Origin of the sequence: Serratia sp. HMSC15F11, from assembly GCF_001808215.1 — a bacterium.
In the GTDB taxonomy this organism is placed as follows: domain Bacteria; phylum Pseudomonadota; class Gammaproteobacteria; order Enterobacterales; family Enterobacteriaceae; genus Serratia; species Serratia nevei.
This window is the reverse complement of sequence record NZ_KV792450.1, coordinates 99,463-114,953: the sequence shown is the minus strand read 5'-3', so window position 1 is coordinate 114,953 and position 15,491 is coordinate 99,463. Positions and strand designations below refer to the sequence as shown.

Annotated in this window: 12 protein-coding genes; 4 read left to right on the top strand and 8 right to left on the bottom strand. The window is 59.8% G+C overall.

Going from position 1 to position 15,491, the window contains the following annotated elements; translation table 11 throughout:
* Positions 1-96 precede the first annotated feature (96 nt).
* The 3 genes from mglB (at position 97) to mglC (ending at position 3,719) form a co-directional block, all read left to right on the top strand.
* Positions 97-1,089 (top strand): galactose/glucose ABC transporter substrate-binding protein MglB, encoded by a 993-nt coding sequence (gene mglB / locus HMPREF3138_RS10975; protein WP_038880978.1) that lies wholly within the window; start codon positions 97-99, stop codon positions 1,087-1,089.
* 99 nt (positions 1,090-1,188) lie between these two features.
* A complete protein-coding gene (gene mglA, locus HMPREF3138_RS10970; protein ID WP_033637724.1) occupies positions 1,189-2,697 on the top strand; it encodes a galactose/methyl galactoside ABC transporter ATP-binding protein MglA in 1,509 nt (502 codons plus the stop codon).
* A gap of 11 nt (positions 2,698-2,708) precedes the next feature.
* A complete protein-coding gene (gene mglC, locus HMPREF3138_RS10965; protein WP_004938953.1) occupies positions 2,709-3,719 on the top strand; it encodes a galactose/methyl galactoside ABC transporter permease MglC in 1,011 nt (336 codons plus the stop codon).
* Between the two features lie 717 nt (positions 3,720-4,436).
* Here the strand turns inward: mglC and sanA are convergent.
* The 8 genes from sanA to metG all read right to left on the bottom strand — a co-directional run bounded on the left by sanA (position 4,437) and on the right by metG (position 14,188).
* Positions 4,437-5,180: an outer membrane permeability protein SanA gene (gene sanA, locus HMPREF3138_RS10960; protein WP_004938948.1), complete on the bottom strand. Its 744-nt coding sequence runs from the start codon at positions 5,178-5,180 to the stop codon at positions 4,437-4,439.
* Between the two features lie 169 nt (positions 5,181-5,349).
* Positions 5,350-7,047 (bottom strand): NAD-dependent malic enzyme, encoded by a 1,698-nt coding sequence (locus HMPREF3138_RS10955; RefSeq protein WP_038880981.1) that lies wholly within the window; start codon positions 7,045-7,047, stop codon positions 5,350-5,352.
* A 221-nt stretch (positions 7,048-7,268) separates the two neighbouring features.
* Positions 7,269-8,153 carry a cytidine deaminase gene (gene cdd / locus HMPREF3138_RS10950; protein ID WP_038880984.1) on the bottom strand — a complete coding sequence of 295 codons (885 nt, stop codon included), beginning with the start codon at positions 8,151-8,153 and terminating at the stop codon, positions 7,269-7,271.
* Positions 8,154-8,290: 137 nt separating this feature from the next.
* Entirely contained in the window at positions 8,291-8,986 is a 696-nt protein-coding gene (locus tag HMPREF3138_RS10945) for a CidB/LrgB family autolysis modulator (protein WP_038880988.1), read from the bottom strand.
* The gene (locus tag HMPREF3138_RS10940; RefSeq protein WP_038880991.1) at positions 8,983-9,390 is read right to left on the bottom strand and encodes a CidA/LrgA family protein; all 408 of its coding nucleotides are present in this window, start codon (positions 9,388-9,390) and stop codon (positions 8,983-8,985) included. Before HMPREF3138_RS10940 ends, HMPREF3138_RS10945 begins: the two co-directional genes overlap by 4 nt.
* Before the next feature lie 138 nt (positions 9,391-9,528).
* On the bottom strand, positions 9,529-10,740 hold the full coding sequence (locus tag HMPREF3138_RS10935) for an MFS transporter (protein ID WP_038880993.1): 1,212 nt from the start codon (positions 10,738-10,740) through the stop codon (positions 9,529-9,531).
* A 131-nt stretch (positions 10,741-10,871) separates the two neighbouring features.
* The gene (locus tag HMPREF3138_RS10930) at positions 10,872-11,939 is read right to left on the bottom strand and encodes a sugar ABC transporter substrate-binding protein (protein ID WP_038880995.1); all 1,068 of its coding nucleotides are present in this window, start codon (positions 11,937-11,939) and stop codon (positions 10,872-10,874) included.
* 221 nt (positions 11,940-12,160) lie between these two features.
* A complete protein-coding gene (gene metG, locus HMPREF3138_RS10925; RefSeq protein WP_038881902.1) occupies positions 12,161-14,188 on the bottom strand; it encodes a methionine--tRNA ligase in 2,028 nt (675 codons plus the stop codon).
* Between the two features lie 159 nt (positions 14,189-14,347).
* Here metG and apbC point away from each other — a divergent pair, with 159 nt between their 5' ends.
* On the top strand, positions 14,348-15,460 hold the full coding sequence (apbC, locus tag HMPREF3138_RS10920; RefSeq protein ID WP_038880999.1) for an iron-sulfur cluster carrier protein ApbC: 1,113 nt from the start codon (positions 14,348-14,350) through the stop codon (positions 15,458-15,460).
* Positions 15,461-15,491: the final 31 nt, after the last annotated feature.

Here is a 15,491-nt window from a genome sequence, read left to right as displayed (position 1 = left end):
GTGTTGAGTGGAAATTGCCTGGCCTGGGGTGTGCGCACTGCCGGTGACCATTGGCTCAAAGACGAGTAATACCCTACACAGAACCGGAGACTGACAATGAATAAGAAGGTTTTCACCCTGGCCGCCATGGCCGCAGCCATGATGTTTGGCGCCGCAGCCCATGCTGACACCCGTATTGGCGTCACGATTTACAAGTACGACGACAACTTCATGTCGGTGGTGCGTAAGGCTATTGAGAAAGACGCCAAGGCTTCACCGGACGTCACCCTGCTGATGAATGACTCGCAGAACGACCAGTCCAAGCAGAACGATCAGATCGACGTGCTGCTGGCCAAGGGCGTGAAAGCGCTGGCGATCAACCTGGTCGACCCGGCTGCGGCGCCGGTGGTTATCGATAAGGCGCGCGCAAACGATATCCCGGTGGTGTTCTACAACAAAGAACCTTCCCGCAAGGCGCTGGACAGCTACGACAAGGCGTATTACGTCGGCACCGATTCCAAAGAATCCGGCGTGATCCAGGGCGAGCTGATCGCCAAACACTGGAAAGCCAACCCGGCCTGGGATCTGAACAAAGACGGCCAGATCCAGTATGTGCTGCTGAAGGGCGAACCGGGCCACCCGGATGCCGAAGCGCGCACCACCTACGTGGTGAAAACGCTGAACGAAAAAGGCATCAAGACCCAGCAGCTCCAGATGGATACCGCGATGTGGGATACCGCGCAGGCGAAAGACAAGATGGACGCCTGGCTCTCCGGCCCGAACGCCAACAAGATCGAAGTGGTGATCGCCAACAACGACGCCATGGCAATGGGCGCGGTGGAAGCGCTGAAAGCGCACAACAAGACCAGTATCCCGGTGTTTGGCGTCGATGCCTTGCCTGAAGCGCTGGCGCTGGTGAAATCCGGCGCGATGGCGGGCACGGTGCTGAACGACGCCGACAACCAGGCGAAAGCCACCTTCGAGCTGGCGAAAAACCTGGCGGCGGGCAAACCGGCCACCGAAGGCACCCAATATAAAATCGAAAATAAAGTCGTGCGTATTCCTTACGTCGGCGTAGATAAAGACAACCTGTCTCAGTTTGTTAAATAAGAATTGAGATCCCGCTAAGACCCCGCCGGTGGCGCCAACACCAGGAATACCGCCGGCGGGGATGTTTACGACTGCAAGATCGTTAAGCCAGGTGTATTTATGGCCGATAGCTCACGCGAATTTCTGCTGGAAATGACGGATATCTGTAAGTCATTTCCCGGCGTCAAAGCCTTGGACAATGTCAATTTACGCGTCCGCCCGCACTCGATTCACGCCCTGATGGGGGAGAACGGCGCGGGTAAATCGACGTTGCTGAAATGCCTGTTCGGCATTTACAAAAAAGACAGCGGCAGCATTGTGTTTCAGGGCCGGGAGATCGATTTCAAGAGTTCGAAAGAAGCGCTGGAGCACGGCGTTTCCATGGTGCACCAGGAGCTGAACCTGGTGCTGCAGCGCACCGTGATGGACAACATGTGGCTGGGGCGCTATCCGACCAAAGGCCTGTTCGTCGATCAGGAAAAAATGCTCAAAGACACCCAGGCGATCTTCGACGAGCTGGATATCGACATCAACCCGCGCGAAAAGGTGGGCAACCTGTCGGTATCGCAGATGCAGATGATCGAGATCGCCAAGGCGTTCTCCTACGACGCCAAAATCGTCATCATGGATGAACCGACCTCCTCGCTGACGGAGAAAGAGGTCAATCACCTGTTCACCATCATCCGCAAGCTGAAAGAGCGCGGCTGCGGCATTGTTTATATCTCGCACAAGATGGAAGAGATCTTTCAGCTTTGCGATGAGATAACGGTACTGCGCGACGGCCAGTGGATCGCTACCCAGCCGCTGGAAGGGCTGGATATGGACAAGATCATCGCCATGATGGTCGGCCGTTCGCTCAGCCAGCGCTTCCCCGACAGGCAGAACACGCCGGGTGAGGTGATCCTTGAGGTGAAGAACCTGACGTCGCTGCGTCAGCCCTCGATCCGCGATGTGTCCTTCGATCTGCACCAAGGCGAGATCCTCGGCATCGCCGGGCTGGTGGGCGCCAAGCGCACCGATATCGTCGAGACGCTGTTCGGCATTCGCGAAAAGGTGGCGGGCACCATCAAGCTGCACGGCAAGGCGATTGACAACCACAGCGCCAACGAAGCCATCAACCACGGTTTTGCGCTGGTGACCGAAGAACGCCGATCCACCGGGATTTATGCCTACCTCGACGTGGGTTTCAACTCGCTGATCTCCAATATCCGCAATTATAAAAACAAGCTCGGCCTGCTGGATAATGCGCGGATGAAGAGCGACACCCAGTGGGTGATCGACGCCATGCGGGTGAAAACGCCGGGGCATCACACCCATATCGGCTCGCTGTCCGGCGGCAATCAGCAGAAGGTGATCATCGGCCGTTGGCTGCTGACGCAGCCGGAGATCCTGATGCTGGATGAACCGACGCGCGGCATCGACGTGGGCGCCAAGTTCGAGATTTATCAGCTGATGACCGAACTGGCGAAGAAGGGCAAGGGGATCATTATCGTCTCGTCCGAAATGCCGGAGCTTTTGGGGATCACCGACCGCATTTTGGTGATGAGCAATGGTCAGGTTGCGGGCATCGTTAACACCAAACAGACCTCGCAAAATGAAATCTTACGTCTCGCCTCCCTGCACCTTTAAGGATCGGAATTATGAACGCGCTAAATAAAAAAACCTTATTTACCTATTTCAAGGAAGGCGGCATTTACGTGGTGTTGCTGGTGCTATTGGCCATCATCATCATTCAGGATCCGACTTTCCTCAGCCTGATGAACCTGAGCAACATCCTGACGCAGTCTTCGGTGCGCATCATCATCGCGCTGGGCGTGGCGGGGCTGATCGTGACCCAGGGCACCGACCTGTCCGCCGGGCGGCAGGTGGGGCTGGCGGCGGTGGTGGCGGCCACGCTGCTGCAGTCGATGGATAACGTCAACAAGGTGTTCCCGCACATGGAAACCTGGTCGATTCCCCTAGTCATCCTGCTGGTGTGTGCGGTCGGCGCGGTGATCGGCCTGGTTAACGGCCTGATTATCGCCTATCTCAACGTGACGCCGTTCATCACTACGCTGGGTACCATGATCATCGTCTACGGCATCAACTCGCTGTATTACGATTCGGTCGGCGCTTCGCCGGTCGCGGGCTTCGATCCGAAGTTTTCCACCTTTGCCCAGGGCTTCTTGCGCTTCGGTGACTTTAAGCTGTCGTACATTACCTTCTATGCGCTGATCGCCATCATATTCGTCTGGATCCTGTGGACCAAGACCCGCTTCGGCAAGAACATCTTCGCCATCGGCGGCAACCCGGAAGCGGCCAAGGTGTCCGGGGTCAACGTGCCGTTGAACCTGATCATGATCTATGCGCTGTCCGGCGTGTTCTACGCCTTCGGCGGCCTGCTGGAAGCGGGGCGTATCGGCAGCGCCACCAATAACCTCGGCTTTATGTACGAGCTGGATGCCATCGCCGCCTGCGTGGTGGGGGGCGTCTCCTTCGCCGGCGGGGTGGGTACGGTGTGGGGCGTGGTGACCGGGGTGATCATCTTCACCGTCATCAACTACGGCCTGACCTATATCGGCATCAACCCGTACTGGCAGTACATTATCAAGGGCAGCATCATCATCTTCGCCGTGGCGCTGGACTCGTTGAAATACGCCAAGAAGAAGTAGATTTGCCGCAGCACAGACAACAAGGCCGGCCTATTGCCTAATGCTGGTTAGTTAGCGTTTTTCTGAACGTATTTGTGCAGTTTTCGGTCGATAAAGGTGAGGTGCGCCATGAGACTCATACACCTCGACCGAGCCAGGGGCCGAAGGCGCGGCCCCTGGCAACCCGCGCCTTTGCCCTATCAGACGGTTGGCTTTGCCAACTTCCCTCTCTCCGCCATAGCGCATTGAGGCCGGTTGCGACAGGCGTCCCTGCCTGTCTCACCTGAAACCGCCGTCCATGGCGGTTTCTCCTAATGCGCTATGCCTGCGTTCGGCGTCTTCAAGGGCGTCCAATACGGTGCTCATCTCCGATTCCTCTTCTCTGCCATAACCTCATAAAGGCCGGGTTGCCCGGTAGCTGCCAGCACGGGGGGTGACCTTTGGCGCGCATCACCGACTGCCGAGCAAGACAGCGTTGTCAGGGGCAACCGGCCAGAGAAGGCCGGTTGAGGCGAGGGTATCCGCAAGGCGGACAGACGGTGTTAAGCAAGGGGGCGGGTGGAGGGGCCGCGCCTTCGGCCCCTCCAATTGCCGTTCATTGTAGTAACAGAGAAATTCGGGGTATTTATGGCAATTCATCCTGCACGTCACGTAAAGAGACTGGATAAAAAATACCAGTCAGGCTTAAGTGACCGGCATTAGGCCTATTGCCGGCCTTTCTGTTGGGCGTTTGCCGCGTCAGGGCTGTTTGGCTTTCTGCTTCTCTTCTTTCAGCTTGTGCTCCAGCTCCACCAACTGTTCCGGTGAAACGGCGGGATAGCCCTGGGCGTCTTCCGGCACGGTGTGCATGGCGGAGATCGGGATCAGCGGGCCAAGGAAGCGCGGTTCGCGCTTGAGGATGTACAGATCGGTCAGCGCGCCCAGGCGAGCGAAGATCTCGCGGGCGCGCACCGTCATCATGTCTTTCGGCGACGGCACCGCGTAGCACTGCGCCTGAATGCCCATGTGCAGGGCGATGAACAGCGCGCGCTCGCAGTGGAAACGCTGGGTGATGATGATGAAATCGTTGGTGTCGAACACCTTGCGGGTGCGCACGATGGAGTCCAGGGTACGGAAACCGGCGTAGTCCAGCACGATATCGCTCGGCGCCACGCCGGCGGCGATCAGATCGCGACGCATGGTCATCGGCTCGTTATAGCTTTGCTGGGCGTTGTCGCCGCTCAGCAGCAGGTATTTCACCTTGCCGCTGTTATAGGCGTTGATCGCCCCCTGAATGCGGTAACGGTAGTACTGGTTAATCACCCCGGTGCGGTAATACTTGGCGGTGCCGAGCACCACGCCGACCTGGCGGTGCGGCAATTCCTGCAGTTCGTCGTAGACGTAAGGCGCGGTTTTCCAGCTGATCCAGCGATCCAGCGCAATAGCCGAACCCATCAACACCGCAATGATGATGAACAGGCTGATGATCAGGCGTTTCCACATGTTGTTGCCTTACGCGCGCCGGGCTGAAAAAGATGGATCAAGGCTACTTTACCTGACCGAACGACGCAAGACGCGAACCGCCTGAAGCACGCGCAACGCCGCATTTTTAGGCGGTTTTGTCGCACAAAAAAGCCCGGCGGTGCCGGGCTGGGTCAATTTAGCGCGCCAGTTAGAACGAGGTGCGCTTGTAGCTGCGGTACTGCGGCCGCCAGAAGTTGTGCTCGATGGCTTTCGACAGCGCGTCTTCGGAGGTGACGATCGCCACGCCCTGCAGCTGCGCCGCTTTACCCACTTCCATGGCGATGCACTTCGACACGCCCTGAATATCGTCGATATTCGGCAGCAGTGCGCCGTGGCCGTCGGTGGCCAGCGGCGAACAGTCCGCCAGTGCGCGGCTGGCGGCCATCAGCATGGCGTCGGTGACGCGGGTGGCGCCGGAGGCCAGCACGCCGAGGCCAATCCCCGGGAAGATGTAGGAGTTGTTGCACTGGGCGATCGGGTACAGCTCCTCTTTATAGCTCACCGGCGCGAACGGGCTACCGGTTGCCACCAGGGCGGCGCCGTCGGTCCAGTTGATGATGTCTTCCGGACGGGCTTCCACGCGCGAGGTCGGGTTGGACAGCGGCATCACGATAGGGCGTTCGCAGTGCTTGTGCATTTCGCGGATCAGCTCTTCGGTAAACAGCCCCGGCTGGCCGGACACCCCGATCAGAATGGTCGGCTTGGCGTTGCGCACCACGTCCAGCAGCGAGATGGCGTCGCTGGCGGTTTCCCAACCGGCCAGGTTGTCGCTCTTCTGTACCAGCTTGCTCTGGAAATCGAGCAGGTTCGGCAGTTTGTCGGTCAGCAGGCCGAAGCGGTCGACCATGAATACGCGGGCGCGCGCTTCGTCTTCGCTCAAGCCTTCGGACTTCATCTGCGCGATGATTTGCTCGGCGATGCCGCAGCCGGCGGAACCGGCGCCGAGGAAGGTGACGGTCTGATCGCGCAGCTGGCTGCCGGCGGCGCGGCTGGCGGCGATCAGGCTGCCGAGGGTGACCGCGGCGGTACCCTGGATGTCATCGTTGAAGCAGCAGATCTCGTCGCGATAGCGGTTCAACAGCGGGGTGGCGTTGTTCTGCGCGAAGTCTTCGAACTGCAGCAGCACGTTCGGCCAGCGGCGTTTGACCGCCTGAATAAACTCTTCGACGAAGGCGTGGTACTCCTCGCCGGAGATGCGCGGATGGCGCCAGCCCATGTACAGCGGATCGTTGAGGCGCTGCGGGTTGTTGGTGCCGACGTCCAGCACCACCGGCAGCGTGTAGGCCGGGCTGATGCCGCCGCAGGCGGTGTACAGCGACAGCTTGCCGATGGGGATGCCCATGCCGCCGATGCCCTGGTCGCCCAGGCCGAGGATACGCTCGCCGTCGGTGACCACGATCACCTTGACGTTCTGCTTGGTGGCGTTTTGCAGCATGTCATCGATGCGATCGCGGTTCGGGTAGGAGATGAACAGCCCGCGCGCGCGGCGATAGATATCGGAGAAGTGTTCGCAGGCCTCGCCGACGGTCGGGGTGTAGATGATCGGCATCATCTCGCTCAGGTGCGAGTCCAGCAGTCGGTAGAACAAGGTTTCGTTGGTGTCCTGGATGTTGCGCAGGTAGATGTGCTTGTCGTTATCGTTCTTGAAATCCTGGTACTGACGGTAGGCGCGTTCCACCTGTTCTTCGATGGTTTCCACCGCTTCCGGCAGCAGGCCGTGCAGGTTGAAGTGGCTACGTTCTTCCTCGGTGAAAGCGCTGCCTTTGTTCAGCAGCGGAAATTCCAGCAGAATCGGGCCGGCGTAAGGGATGTAGAGCGGGCGTTTGCTTTCGTATTCTAGTTCCATCAGTTTTACTCTTCACGTATCAGATAACTTTATTGCCGACGATCCTAAGAGATAAAGAGAAGATGTACAGCATTTGTTGCCAGATGATGAACCAGGTTGGCGTAATTATCGACAATCAAATGATTTTTTAACTAAAGAAAGTCTCTCTGGCGGCGTTGGGGCATTGTATTTGGCGGGCGGGGCTGTTAGCGGCGGAACCGGATGGCTCCGCCGTGGTGCGCTTAGAACGCGGCGCGGCTGACGTTTTGGCAGCCCAGTGCCGCCAGCGTGGCGCGGGTGGCGTCCCACTGGCTGAGGATCGCCTCTTGCGGTTCGACCAGCACGGCGCGGCGGATGTTCAGGCAATCGCCGCCGGAGAGGTTCAGCAGGATCAGCGCGGCCTGCAGCGGCGGCAGGCTCGGGTTGAAGGCGGCGTTTTCTGCATAGCGGCCGGCGTAGAGGTTACCGTCCTGCGTTTCCAGCGCCACGCCGCTGTGGGCGTTGCTGTACGGTGCGTGGCTCTGATTGGCCGCCGCCAGCGCCGCCTGCGTCAGCGCATCGTCCAGCGCCAGCCGATGGCCGTGATCGACCTTGTCCATCAACAGCGAAGCGATATCCAGATCTTTCGGGCCGAAGGCGTCCGGCAGATAGTCCGCCAGCGTGGCCGGCGCGCGGCCCGGCAGACGGATCTGCAGTTCGCCGCCGCTGTTCAGTTCATTCATAAACTGACGGCAGTGGCCGCACGGCGTGTAGTTGACGGTGACCGAGGCCAGCGCCGGCTCGCCGCGCAGCCAGGCATGGGTAACCGCGCACTGTTCCGCATGCACGGTTTGCTGCAGCGGTGCGCCGCTGAATTCCATATTGGCGCCGAAATAGAGGTTGCCACTTTGCCCGCGCGCGATGGCGCCGACGTGGAAGTGCGATATCGGGGTTAACGAGCAGGCCGCCGCCAACGGCAGCAGTGCGAATGCCAGCGCGTCATCGTCCAACCCGCAGCCTGTGCGGATCGCCGCCGCTTGCTCGGCCGTGAACATCGCCGGAAAGTCAGGCACGTCCAGATAGGGCCGCAGGGCGGATTGCAGTGTCGCAGGCAGTGCGCTGAACGCGGTGTGAAAACGCGGATGCATAGAAAGTCTCTCTACAGGTTAACGGGATAACATTCTAGGCAGGCCAGAGACATTAAAGTGTGATTAATGTCTCTTAATTGATGAAATTAATGCAATGAGATACATAAATGCGAGATGTATCGCAAGTTTCATCCTGTTCAACCGAACAGGTGCAGCAGCACCGGGAACAGGAATGGTGCCAGCAGCGAGGTGATGATGCCGCAGATTACCAGCGCCAGCGAGCCGAAAGCGCCTTCCTGGTAGTCCATCTCCGCGCAGCGTGCGGTGCCCAGCGCGTGGGATGCGGCACCCATCGCCAGACCGCGCGCCGAGTGGGTGGTGATTTTCAACAGGTTGAACAGCGTATGGCCGAACACGGCGCCGAGGATACCGACGAAAATGACGCAGACCGCGCTGATCGCCGGAATGCCGCCGAGCGAGTCCGCGACGGCCATGGCGATCGGCGTAGTGACCGATTTCGGCAGGATAGAGGCGGCGATTTCCGGCGTGGCGCCCAGCCACAGGGCGATGGCGCCGCCGCTGATCATGGCGGTCAGGCTGCCGATGAAGCACACCGCGATAATCGACTTCCAGCGCGCGCGGATCTGGTGCAGTTGTTCATACAGCGGGAAGGCCAGCGCGACAACCGCCGGCTGCAGCAGATCGTTGAGGATTTTGCTGCCCTGAAAGTAGCGCTCATAGGGGATGCCGGTGAGCAGCAGCAGCGGGATGATCACCGCCATGGAAACCAGCAGCGGGTTGAGCAGCGGCATGTTCAGCTTGCGCGCCAGCCAGCGCGCGGCGAAATAGACCGCCAGCGTCAGCGGCAGCGACCACCAGATTTCATGGATCATGGGTTGCCCTCCGTGTCGTCGGGTTTACCGGCGATGCGGCGCTCGCGGTGAAAATAGTGTGAGGTATAGCCGACCACCACCAGCACCATCAGCGTGCTGATGAGGCAAGAGATAACCAGCGGGCCCAGATGCGCGACGATCTGGTCATAGTATTTCATCACCCCGACGCCGATCGGCACGAACAGCAGCACCATGTAGCGGATCAGCAAATGGCAGCCGGGTTTAACCCATTTGGCCGGCAGGATCTGGGTAGAGAGCAGGGCGAACAGCAGCAGCATGCCGAGGATGCTGCCGGGAATGGCGAACGGCAGCAGCGCCGCCAGCGCATTGCCGACGAACAGACAAAGGTAGATGAGGAGCAGGGCTCTCAGGTATTTCCAGCACAGTGTGAGCACGTTGGCCATTGTCTTTTCCCGTTTAACTGACGTATTCATCATACAATTAAACTGTGAGCCATGCCACAGAACGCACCATGAATTCTCGCTATGGATGCCATGCCCGATCGGCGGGTTGACAGCCCACAATGACCGCTGCTGGCGGGATCAGCGCGCGTCTTCGGCGGTTGCCGCCGCGTGTTCCGCCAGCCGGTGGCCAAGGAAGAAAAACAGCAGGCTGAGCAGCGCGGCGACGATCAGCATCACGAACATCAACGGCGGCGTGGCATAGCTGAGCAGCACCCCGCACAGCACCGGGTTGATGGCGCCGCCCAGCGCGCTGAGGTTCTGTACCCCATAGTAGCTGCCTTTCAGGTGCGGCGGCGCGATAAAGTCGATGAACATGTATTCCACCGGGATAACGATGATTTCGCCGAGGGTGAACACCGCCATCGCCGCCAGCCACAGCCAGACCATCTGGCCGGCCATCATAAAGCCGAGCAGCCCGACGATGAAAAACAGCGTGCCCAGCGCCAGCCAGCGCAGCATGTTTTCCTGACGCATGCCGCGGCTGAGCAGGTATTGCAGGGCGATGACGATGCTGGCGTTGACGATCATCACCAGCCCGATGATTCTGTAGGCGAACTCGGCGCTGGAGACGGTGATCAGGTACTGCGATAGATAGCCGGTGAACTGACCGAACACGACGGCACCCAGGGTACTGCCGAGAGTGAAGTAGATCAGCCGCCGATCGCTGCGCAGGATAGTCACCGTCTGGCGGAAGTTGGGGAGCGCCGCGGGGGCGGCGGCTGGCGTTGCACGCTGTTCCCGACCGCGCAAGCGCAGGCTTAGCGTCGCCACCGTCGCCAGCGCCAACCCGCCCGACAGGTAAAACGGCAGCAGCGGGCTAAGCCCGGCCACCAGAACGCCGAGCGCAGAACCGATCGCCCAGCCGACGTTGACCAGCGTGTAGTTGATTGAAAAAGCCTTGATGCGCTGCTCGACCGGCAGCCAGTCGGCGAAGCAGGCCTTAATGGTGATGCTCAGCACCGAATAACAGGTATGCAGGATCGCCAGCACCACGATCACGCCGCCGGGGCGAGGGATCCAGGGAAGGGCGAAGAAGCTCAGCGCAAACAATAAAATCGACAGCAGGATCAGGCGGTTCTTGCTGAATTTGTCCACCAGATAGCCGCCGTACAGGCTGGCAAGGATGCCGAGGGTCAGGCTGACGCCCAGGATCACGCCCACGCTCTTCGGCAGCAGATGGAAATGCTCGGTGAGGTAGATGGTAATGAACGGCAGCGTCACGCCGCGGCCGATGGTCAACACCAGCGAACTGGCCAGCAGCATGTTAATCAGCGAGGGGAATCCCTTCATTCGAGGCCTGTGTATGCATACAGTTATTGGGCAATGCAGATAACATAGCGTATTTTGGCGAGGACGGAAGGGGAAAGCCGAAAATTAGTTTAAAAACAGAGGCTGCGTCGGCAGCCTCGTCAAAAACAGCATTATTTACCGTGTTCGGCCTGCAGCGTGGCGAACCACGGCTGCACGAAGTCGCTGCTGCTGCCCCAGCCGGGGATGATCTTCGCCAGCCCGGCGACGTTGACCGGCCCCGGCTGCGCCAGCAACAGTGCCTGCGGAATGACCGTCGCTTTGAACTGATAGCTGTCCGGCGTGCTTTCCCCGGCGATCTTGTTGGCCACCAGGCGCAGGTTGACTGCGCCGATAAGTTTCGGATCCACCGCTACGCTGACCTGCCACGGGCTGCCGGCTTCGCGCATCAGTTGCAAGTCCTGGTTGGAGATATCGATGCTGTACAGCTTGATCTCGGTGCGGCCGTTCTCTTTCAATGCTTTGTAAGCGCCCTGGGTGAAGGCGTACCAGGTGCCCCAGATGGCGTCGATCTTGCCTTTCGGGTATTTCGCCAGCACCGCGCCCACTTTATTGGCGGTATCGCCCTGTACGTCGGAGGAGACCGCGCCGATCGATTCCAGCTCGTGAATGCCCGGATGCTGTTTCAGCAGCTGCTGATAGGCGGCCTGGCGGCGTTCCATCGGCGGGAAGCCGGCTACCCAGAGTTTGATGATGTTGGCCTGGCCGTTGAAATCCTTCACCAGCTGGCCGAAGGAGGCGTTGGCCAGCGAAGCGTCGTCCTGCTGCGAGACGGTGACGCCGGGAACGCTGCCGTTGACGTCGGTATCGAAAGCCGCGACGGCGATGCCGGCCGCCGCGATGCGTTTGACCAACTCGGTGGAATAGGGGGCTCGCCCCTGCGAGAGAATGATGCCGTCATATTTCTGGCTGATAGCCTGGTTGACGAAGTCCTGGAAGCGTGCGTCGTCGCCGTTGCTGAGGAAGGTGTCCACCTTGAAGCCCAGCTTGCGTCCTTCCTGAATAGCGCCCGCCAAAAATTGCGTGGTGTTGTCGTCGGATCCGAGGTTGCGGATCACCGCGATGCGCACCGGCCCCTGATGCTGAGCGATGGCGGCCGGCACGGCGGCGTTTTCCGCCGCCTGCAGCGGCAGGGCGGCCAGCAGGCTGAGGGCGAGCAGCGAAGTCTTGAGAATTTTCATTATTATAGGCTCCAAAAAAGCGGGTAAACGGTCCCGGTGAAGGTCTGTTATAGCAGTCTTTCTGTCTGGACGTCTATTTGTTGTTGCGGAGCATCATAGCGAGATGCGGCGGGCGAGGGAATCAGAGCGGTTATGACTTTTTCTTACTGTTTATAACGTTGGGTTTGAGGCATTAAAAAGGGCCGAGCAAGCTCGACCCTTGATGTAACGCGCCGGCGCGGTTACTTGACCTGCATGCCAGGCTGCGCGCCGCTGTCCGGGCTCAGCAGGAAGATCTCTTTCCCGCCGGGGCCTGCCGCCATCACCATGCCTTCCGAAACGCCGAAGCGCATTTTGCGCGGCGCCAGGTTGGCGACCATGATGGTCAGGCGGCCTTCCAGCGCTTTCGGATCCGGGTAGGCGGAGCGAATGCCGGAGAAGATCTGGCGCGATTCGCCACCCAGATCCAACAGCAGCTTCAGCAGTTTGTCGGAGCCTTCGACAAAGTCGGCGCTCTTGATCAGGGCGATGCGCATGTCCACCTTGGCGAAGTCGTCGAAGGTGATGGTTTCCTGAATAGGATCATCGGCCAATGGACCGGTCACCGGCTTGGCGGCGGCCATGTCTTCTTTCGAGGCGTTGACCATTTCGCTGACCTTGTCCAGATCGATGCGGTTGAACAGCGCTTTGAATGCGTTCACCTGGTGGCCCAGCAGCGGCTGCGGGATTGCGTCCCAGCTCAGCTCGGCGTTGAGGAACGCTTCGGCGCGTTCGGTCAGCGAAGGCAGCACCGGCTTCAGGTAAGTCATCAGCACGCGGAACAGGTTGATGCCCATCGAGCAGATGGCCTGCAGATCGGCGTCGCGGCCTTCTTCCTTCGCCACCACCCAAGGTGCCTGCTCATCCACGTAACGGTTGGCCAGATCGGCCAGTGCCATGATTTCGCGGATCGCGCGGCTGAACTCGCGGCCGGCGTAAGCTTCGGCGATGCTCTGCGCCGCGTCGACGAAGGTCTGGTACAGTGCCGGATCGGCCAGGCTGTCGGCCAGCTTGCCGCCGAAGCGTTTGTTGATAAAGCCGGCGTTGCGCGACGCCAGGTTCACCACCTTGTTGACGATATCGGCGTTTACGCGCTGCACGAAGTCTTCCAGATTGAGATCGATGTCATCAATGCGTGAAGAGAGCTTGGCGGCGTAGTAATAGCGCAGGCAGTCGGCGTCCAGATGCTGCAGGTAGGTGCCGGCCTTGATGAAGGTGCCGCGCGACTTGGACATTTTGGCGCCGTTCACCGTCACGTAGCCGTGCACGAACAGGTTGGTCGGTTTGCGGAAGTTGCTACCTTCCAGCATCGCCGGCCAGAACAGGCTGTGGAAGTAGACGATGTCCTTGCCGATAAAGTGATACAGCTCGGTGGTGGAGTCTTTACGCCAGAACTCGTCGAAGTCCAGATCGCCGCGCTTGTCGCACAGGTTCTTGAAGGAGCCCATGTAGCCGATCGGCGCGTCCAGCCAGACGTAGAAGTATTTGCCCGGCGCATCCGGGATCTCGAAGCCGAAGTAAGGCGCATCGCGGGAGATGTCCCACTGCTGCAGGCCGGATTCGAACCACTCCTGCATCTTGTTCGCCACTTGCTCTTGCAGCGCGCCGGAGCGCGTCCACGCCTGCAGCATTTCGCTGAAGGCCGGCAGGTCGAAGAAGAAGTGCTCGGAGTCGCGCATCACCGGCGTCGCGCCGGAAACCACGGACTTCGGATCGATCAGTTCCGTCGGGCTGTAGGTGGCGCCGCACACTTCGCAGTTATCGCCGTATTGATCCGGCGATTTGCATTTCGGGCAGGTGCCCTTCACGAAACGATCCGGCAGGAACATGCCTTTCTCCGGATCGTACAGCTGAGAAATGGTGCGGTTCTTGATAAAACCGTTTTCTTTCAGGCGGCTGTAAATCAGGGTGGACAGCTCACGGTTTTCATCGCTATGGGTCGAATGGTAGTTGTCATAGCTGATGCCAAAGCCGGCGAAATCCTGTTGGTGCTCCTGGCTCATCTCCGCGATCATTTCTTCCGGTTTCACGCCCAGTTGCTGCGCTTTCAGCATGATCGGCGTGCCGTGCGCGTCGTCCGCGCAGATGAAATGCACTTCGTGGCCGCGCATTCGTTGGTAACGCACCCAGATATCCGCCTGGATGTGCTCGAGCATGTGGCCGAGATGGATGGAACCATTTGCGTACGGTAGCGCGCACGTCACCAATAATTTTTTCGCGACTTGAGCCATAGTGAGAACTTGCTTTCTGTAATGAATAAAAGGGCCTTCGATGTTAACCGATCGCGCCCTTCGCTGCTAGGGCGGTTTCTTACAGGTTATACGCGCCAGCCGACGGGCAGTTCTGATATGCTTAGCCGGAAGCTACCCATTCAAAATCAAGGAGCCGGGATGAACGCAAAATCCCCTGAGCAGACCAACCCCGAAGTTCTGCGCGCCCTGGTGACCGGTGTACTGGCCGCCTTTGAACACCCGACGTTGAAAAACAATCTGACCGCATTGAAGGCTATTCATCACTGCGCGTTGCTGGACGATGTGCTGCATATCGAACTGACGATGCCGTTTGCCTGGCAGAGCGGTTTTGAGGCGCTGCAGGCGAGCGTCGGCCCCGAGCTGTTGCGCGTGACCGGCGCTTCCGCCATCGACTGGAAGCTGAAACACGACATCACAACGCTGAAACGCGCCAACGGCCAGGCCGGCATCAAAGGCGTGCGCAACATCGTCGCCGTCAGCTCCGGCAAAGGCGGGGTGGGGAAATCCAGCACTGCCGTCAACCTGGCGCTGGCGCTGGCCGCCGAAGGGGCCAAAGTCGGTATTCTGGACGCCGACATTTACGGCCCGTCGATCCCCAACATGCTGGGTACCGAACATGAGCGGCCGACCTCGCCGGACGGTCAGCACATGGCGCCGATCGTGGCGCACGGCCTGGCGACCAACTCCATCGGTTACCTGGTGACCGACGATAACGCCATGGTGTGGCGTGGCCCGATGGCCAGCAAGGCGCTGATGCAGCTGCTGCAGGATACGCTGTGGCCGGATCTGGATTACCTGGTGCTGGACATGCCGCCGGGCACCGGTGACATCCAGCTGACGCTGTCGCAGAACATTCCGGTGACCGGCGCGCTGGTGGTCACCACGCCACAGGATATCGCCTTGCTGGATGCCGCCAAGGGCATCGTGATGTTCGAGAAAGTGCATGTGCCGGTGCTGGGCATCGTGGAGAACATGAGCGTGCACATCTGCAGCAACTGCGGTCACCATGAGCCGATCTTCGGCACCGGCGGCGCCGAGAAGCTGGTGCAGAAATACCACAGCCGTCTGCTGGGGCAGATGCCGCTGCATATCTCGCTGCGCGAAGACCTGGATCGCGGTACGCCGACGGTGATCAGCCGCCCGGACAGCGAATTCGCCGAGATGTATCGTCAGCTCGCCGGCCGCGTGGCCGCGCAGATGTATTGGCAGGGCGAGGCGATCCCGACGGAGATTGCTTTCCGCGCGCTGTAATCGGCAAGAGGCACATGGAAAAATCCCGGGC

Excerpts from the sequence above, each read along its gene's own strand:
- mglB (WP_038880978.1), top strand. The coding sequence starts at position 97 with ATGAATAAGAAGGTTTTCACCCTGGCCGCCATGGCCGCAGCCATGATG.
- mglA (WP_033637724.1), top strand. The coding sequence starts at position 1,189 with ATGGCCGATAGCTCACGCGAATTTCTGCTGGAAATGACGGATATCTGT.
- mglC (WP_004938953.1), top strand. The coding sequence starts at position 2,709 with ATGAACGCGCTAAATAAAAAAACCTTATTTACCTATTTCAAGGAAGGC.
- sanA (WP_004938948.1), bottom strand. The coding sequence starts at position 5,180 with ATGTGGAAACGCCTGATCATCAGCCTGTTCATCATCATTGCGGTGTTG.
- HMPREF3138_RS10955 (WP_038880981.1), bottom strand. The coding sequence starts at position 7,047 with ATGGAACTAGAATACGAAAGCAAACGCCCGCTCTACATCCCTTACGCC.
- cdd (WP_038880984.1), bottom strand. The coding sequence starts at position 8,153 with ATGCATCCGCGTTTTCACACCGCGTTCAGCGCACTGCCTGCGACACTG.
- HMPREF3138_RS10945 (WP_038880988.1), bottom strand. The coding sequence starts at position 8,986 with ATGATCCATGAAATCTGGTGGTCGCTGCCGCTGACGCTGGCGGTCTAT.
- HMPREF3138_RS10940 (WP_038880991.1), bottom strand. The coding sequence starts at position 9,390 with ATGGCCAACGTGCTCACACTGTGCTGGAAATACCTGAGAGCCCTGCTC.
- HMPREF3138_RS10935 (WP_038880993.1), bottom strand. The coding sequence starts at position 10,740 with ATGAAGGGATTCCCCTCGCTGATTAACATGCTGCTGGCCAGTTCGCTG.
- HMPREF3138_RS10930 (WP_038880995.1), bottom strand. The coding sequence starts at position 11,939 with ATGAAAATTCTCAAGACTTCGCTGCTCGCCCTCAGCCTGCTGGCCGCC.
- metG (WP_038881902.1), bottom strand. The coding sequence starts at position 14,188 with ATGGCTCAAGTCGCGAAAAAATTATTGGTGACGTGCGCGCTACCGTAC.
- apbC (WP_038880999.1), top strand. The coding sequence starts at position 14,348 with ATGAACGCAAAATCCCCTGAGCAGACCAACCCCGAAGTTCTGCGCGCC.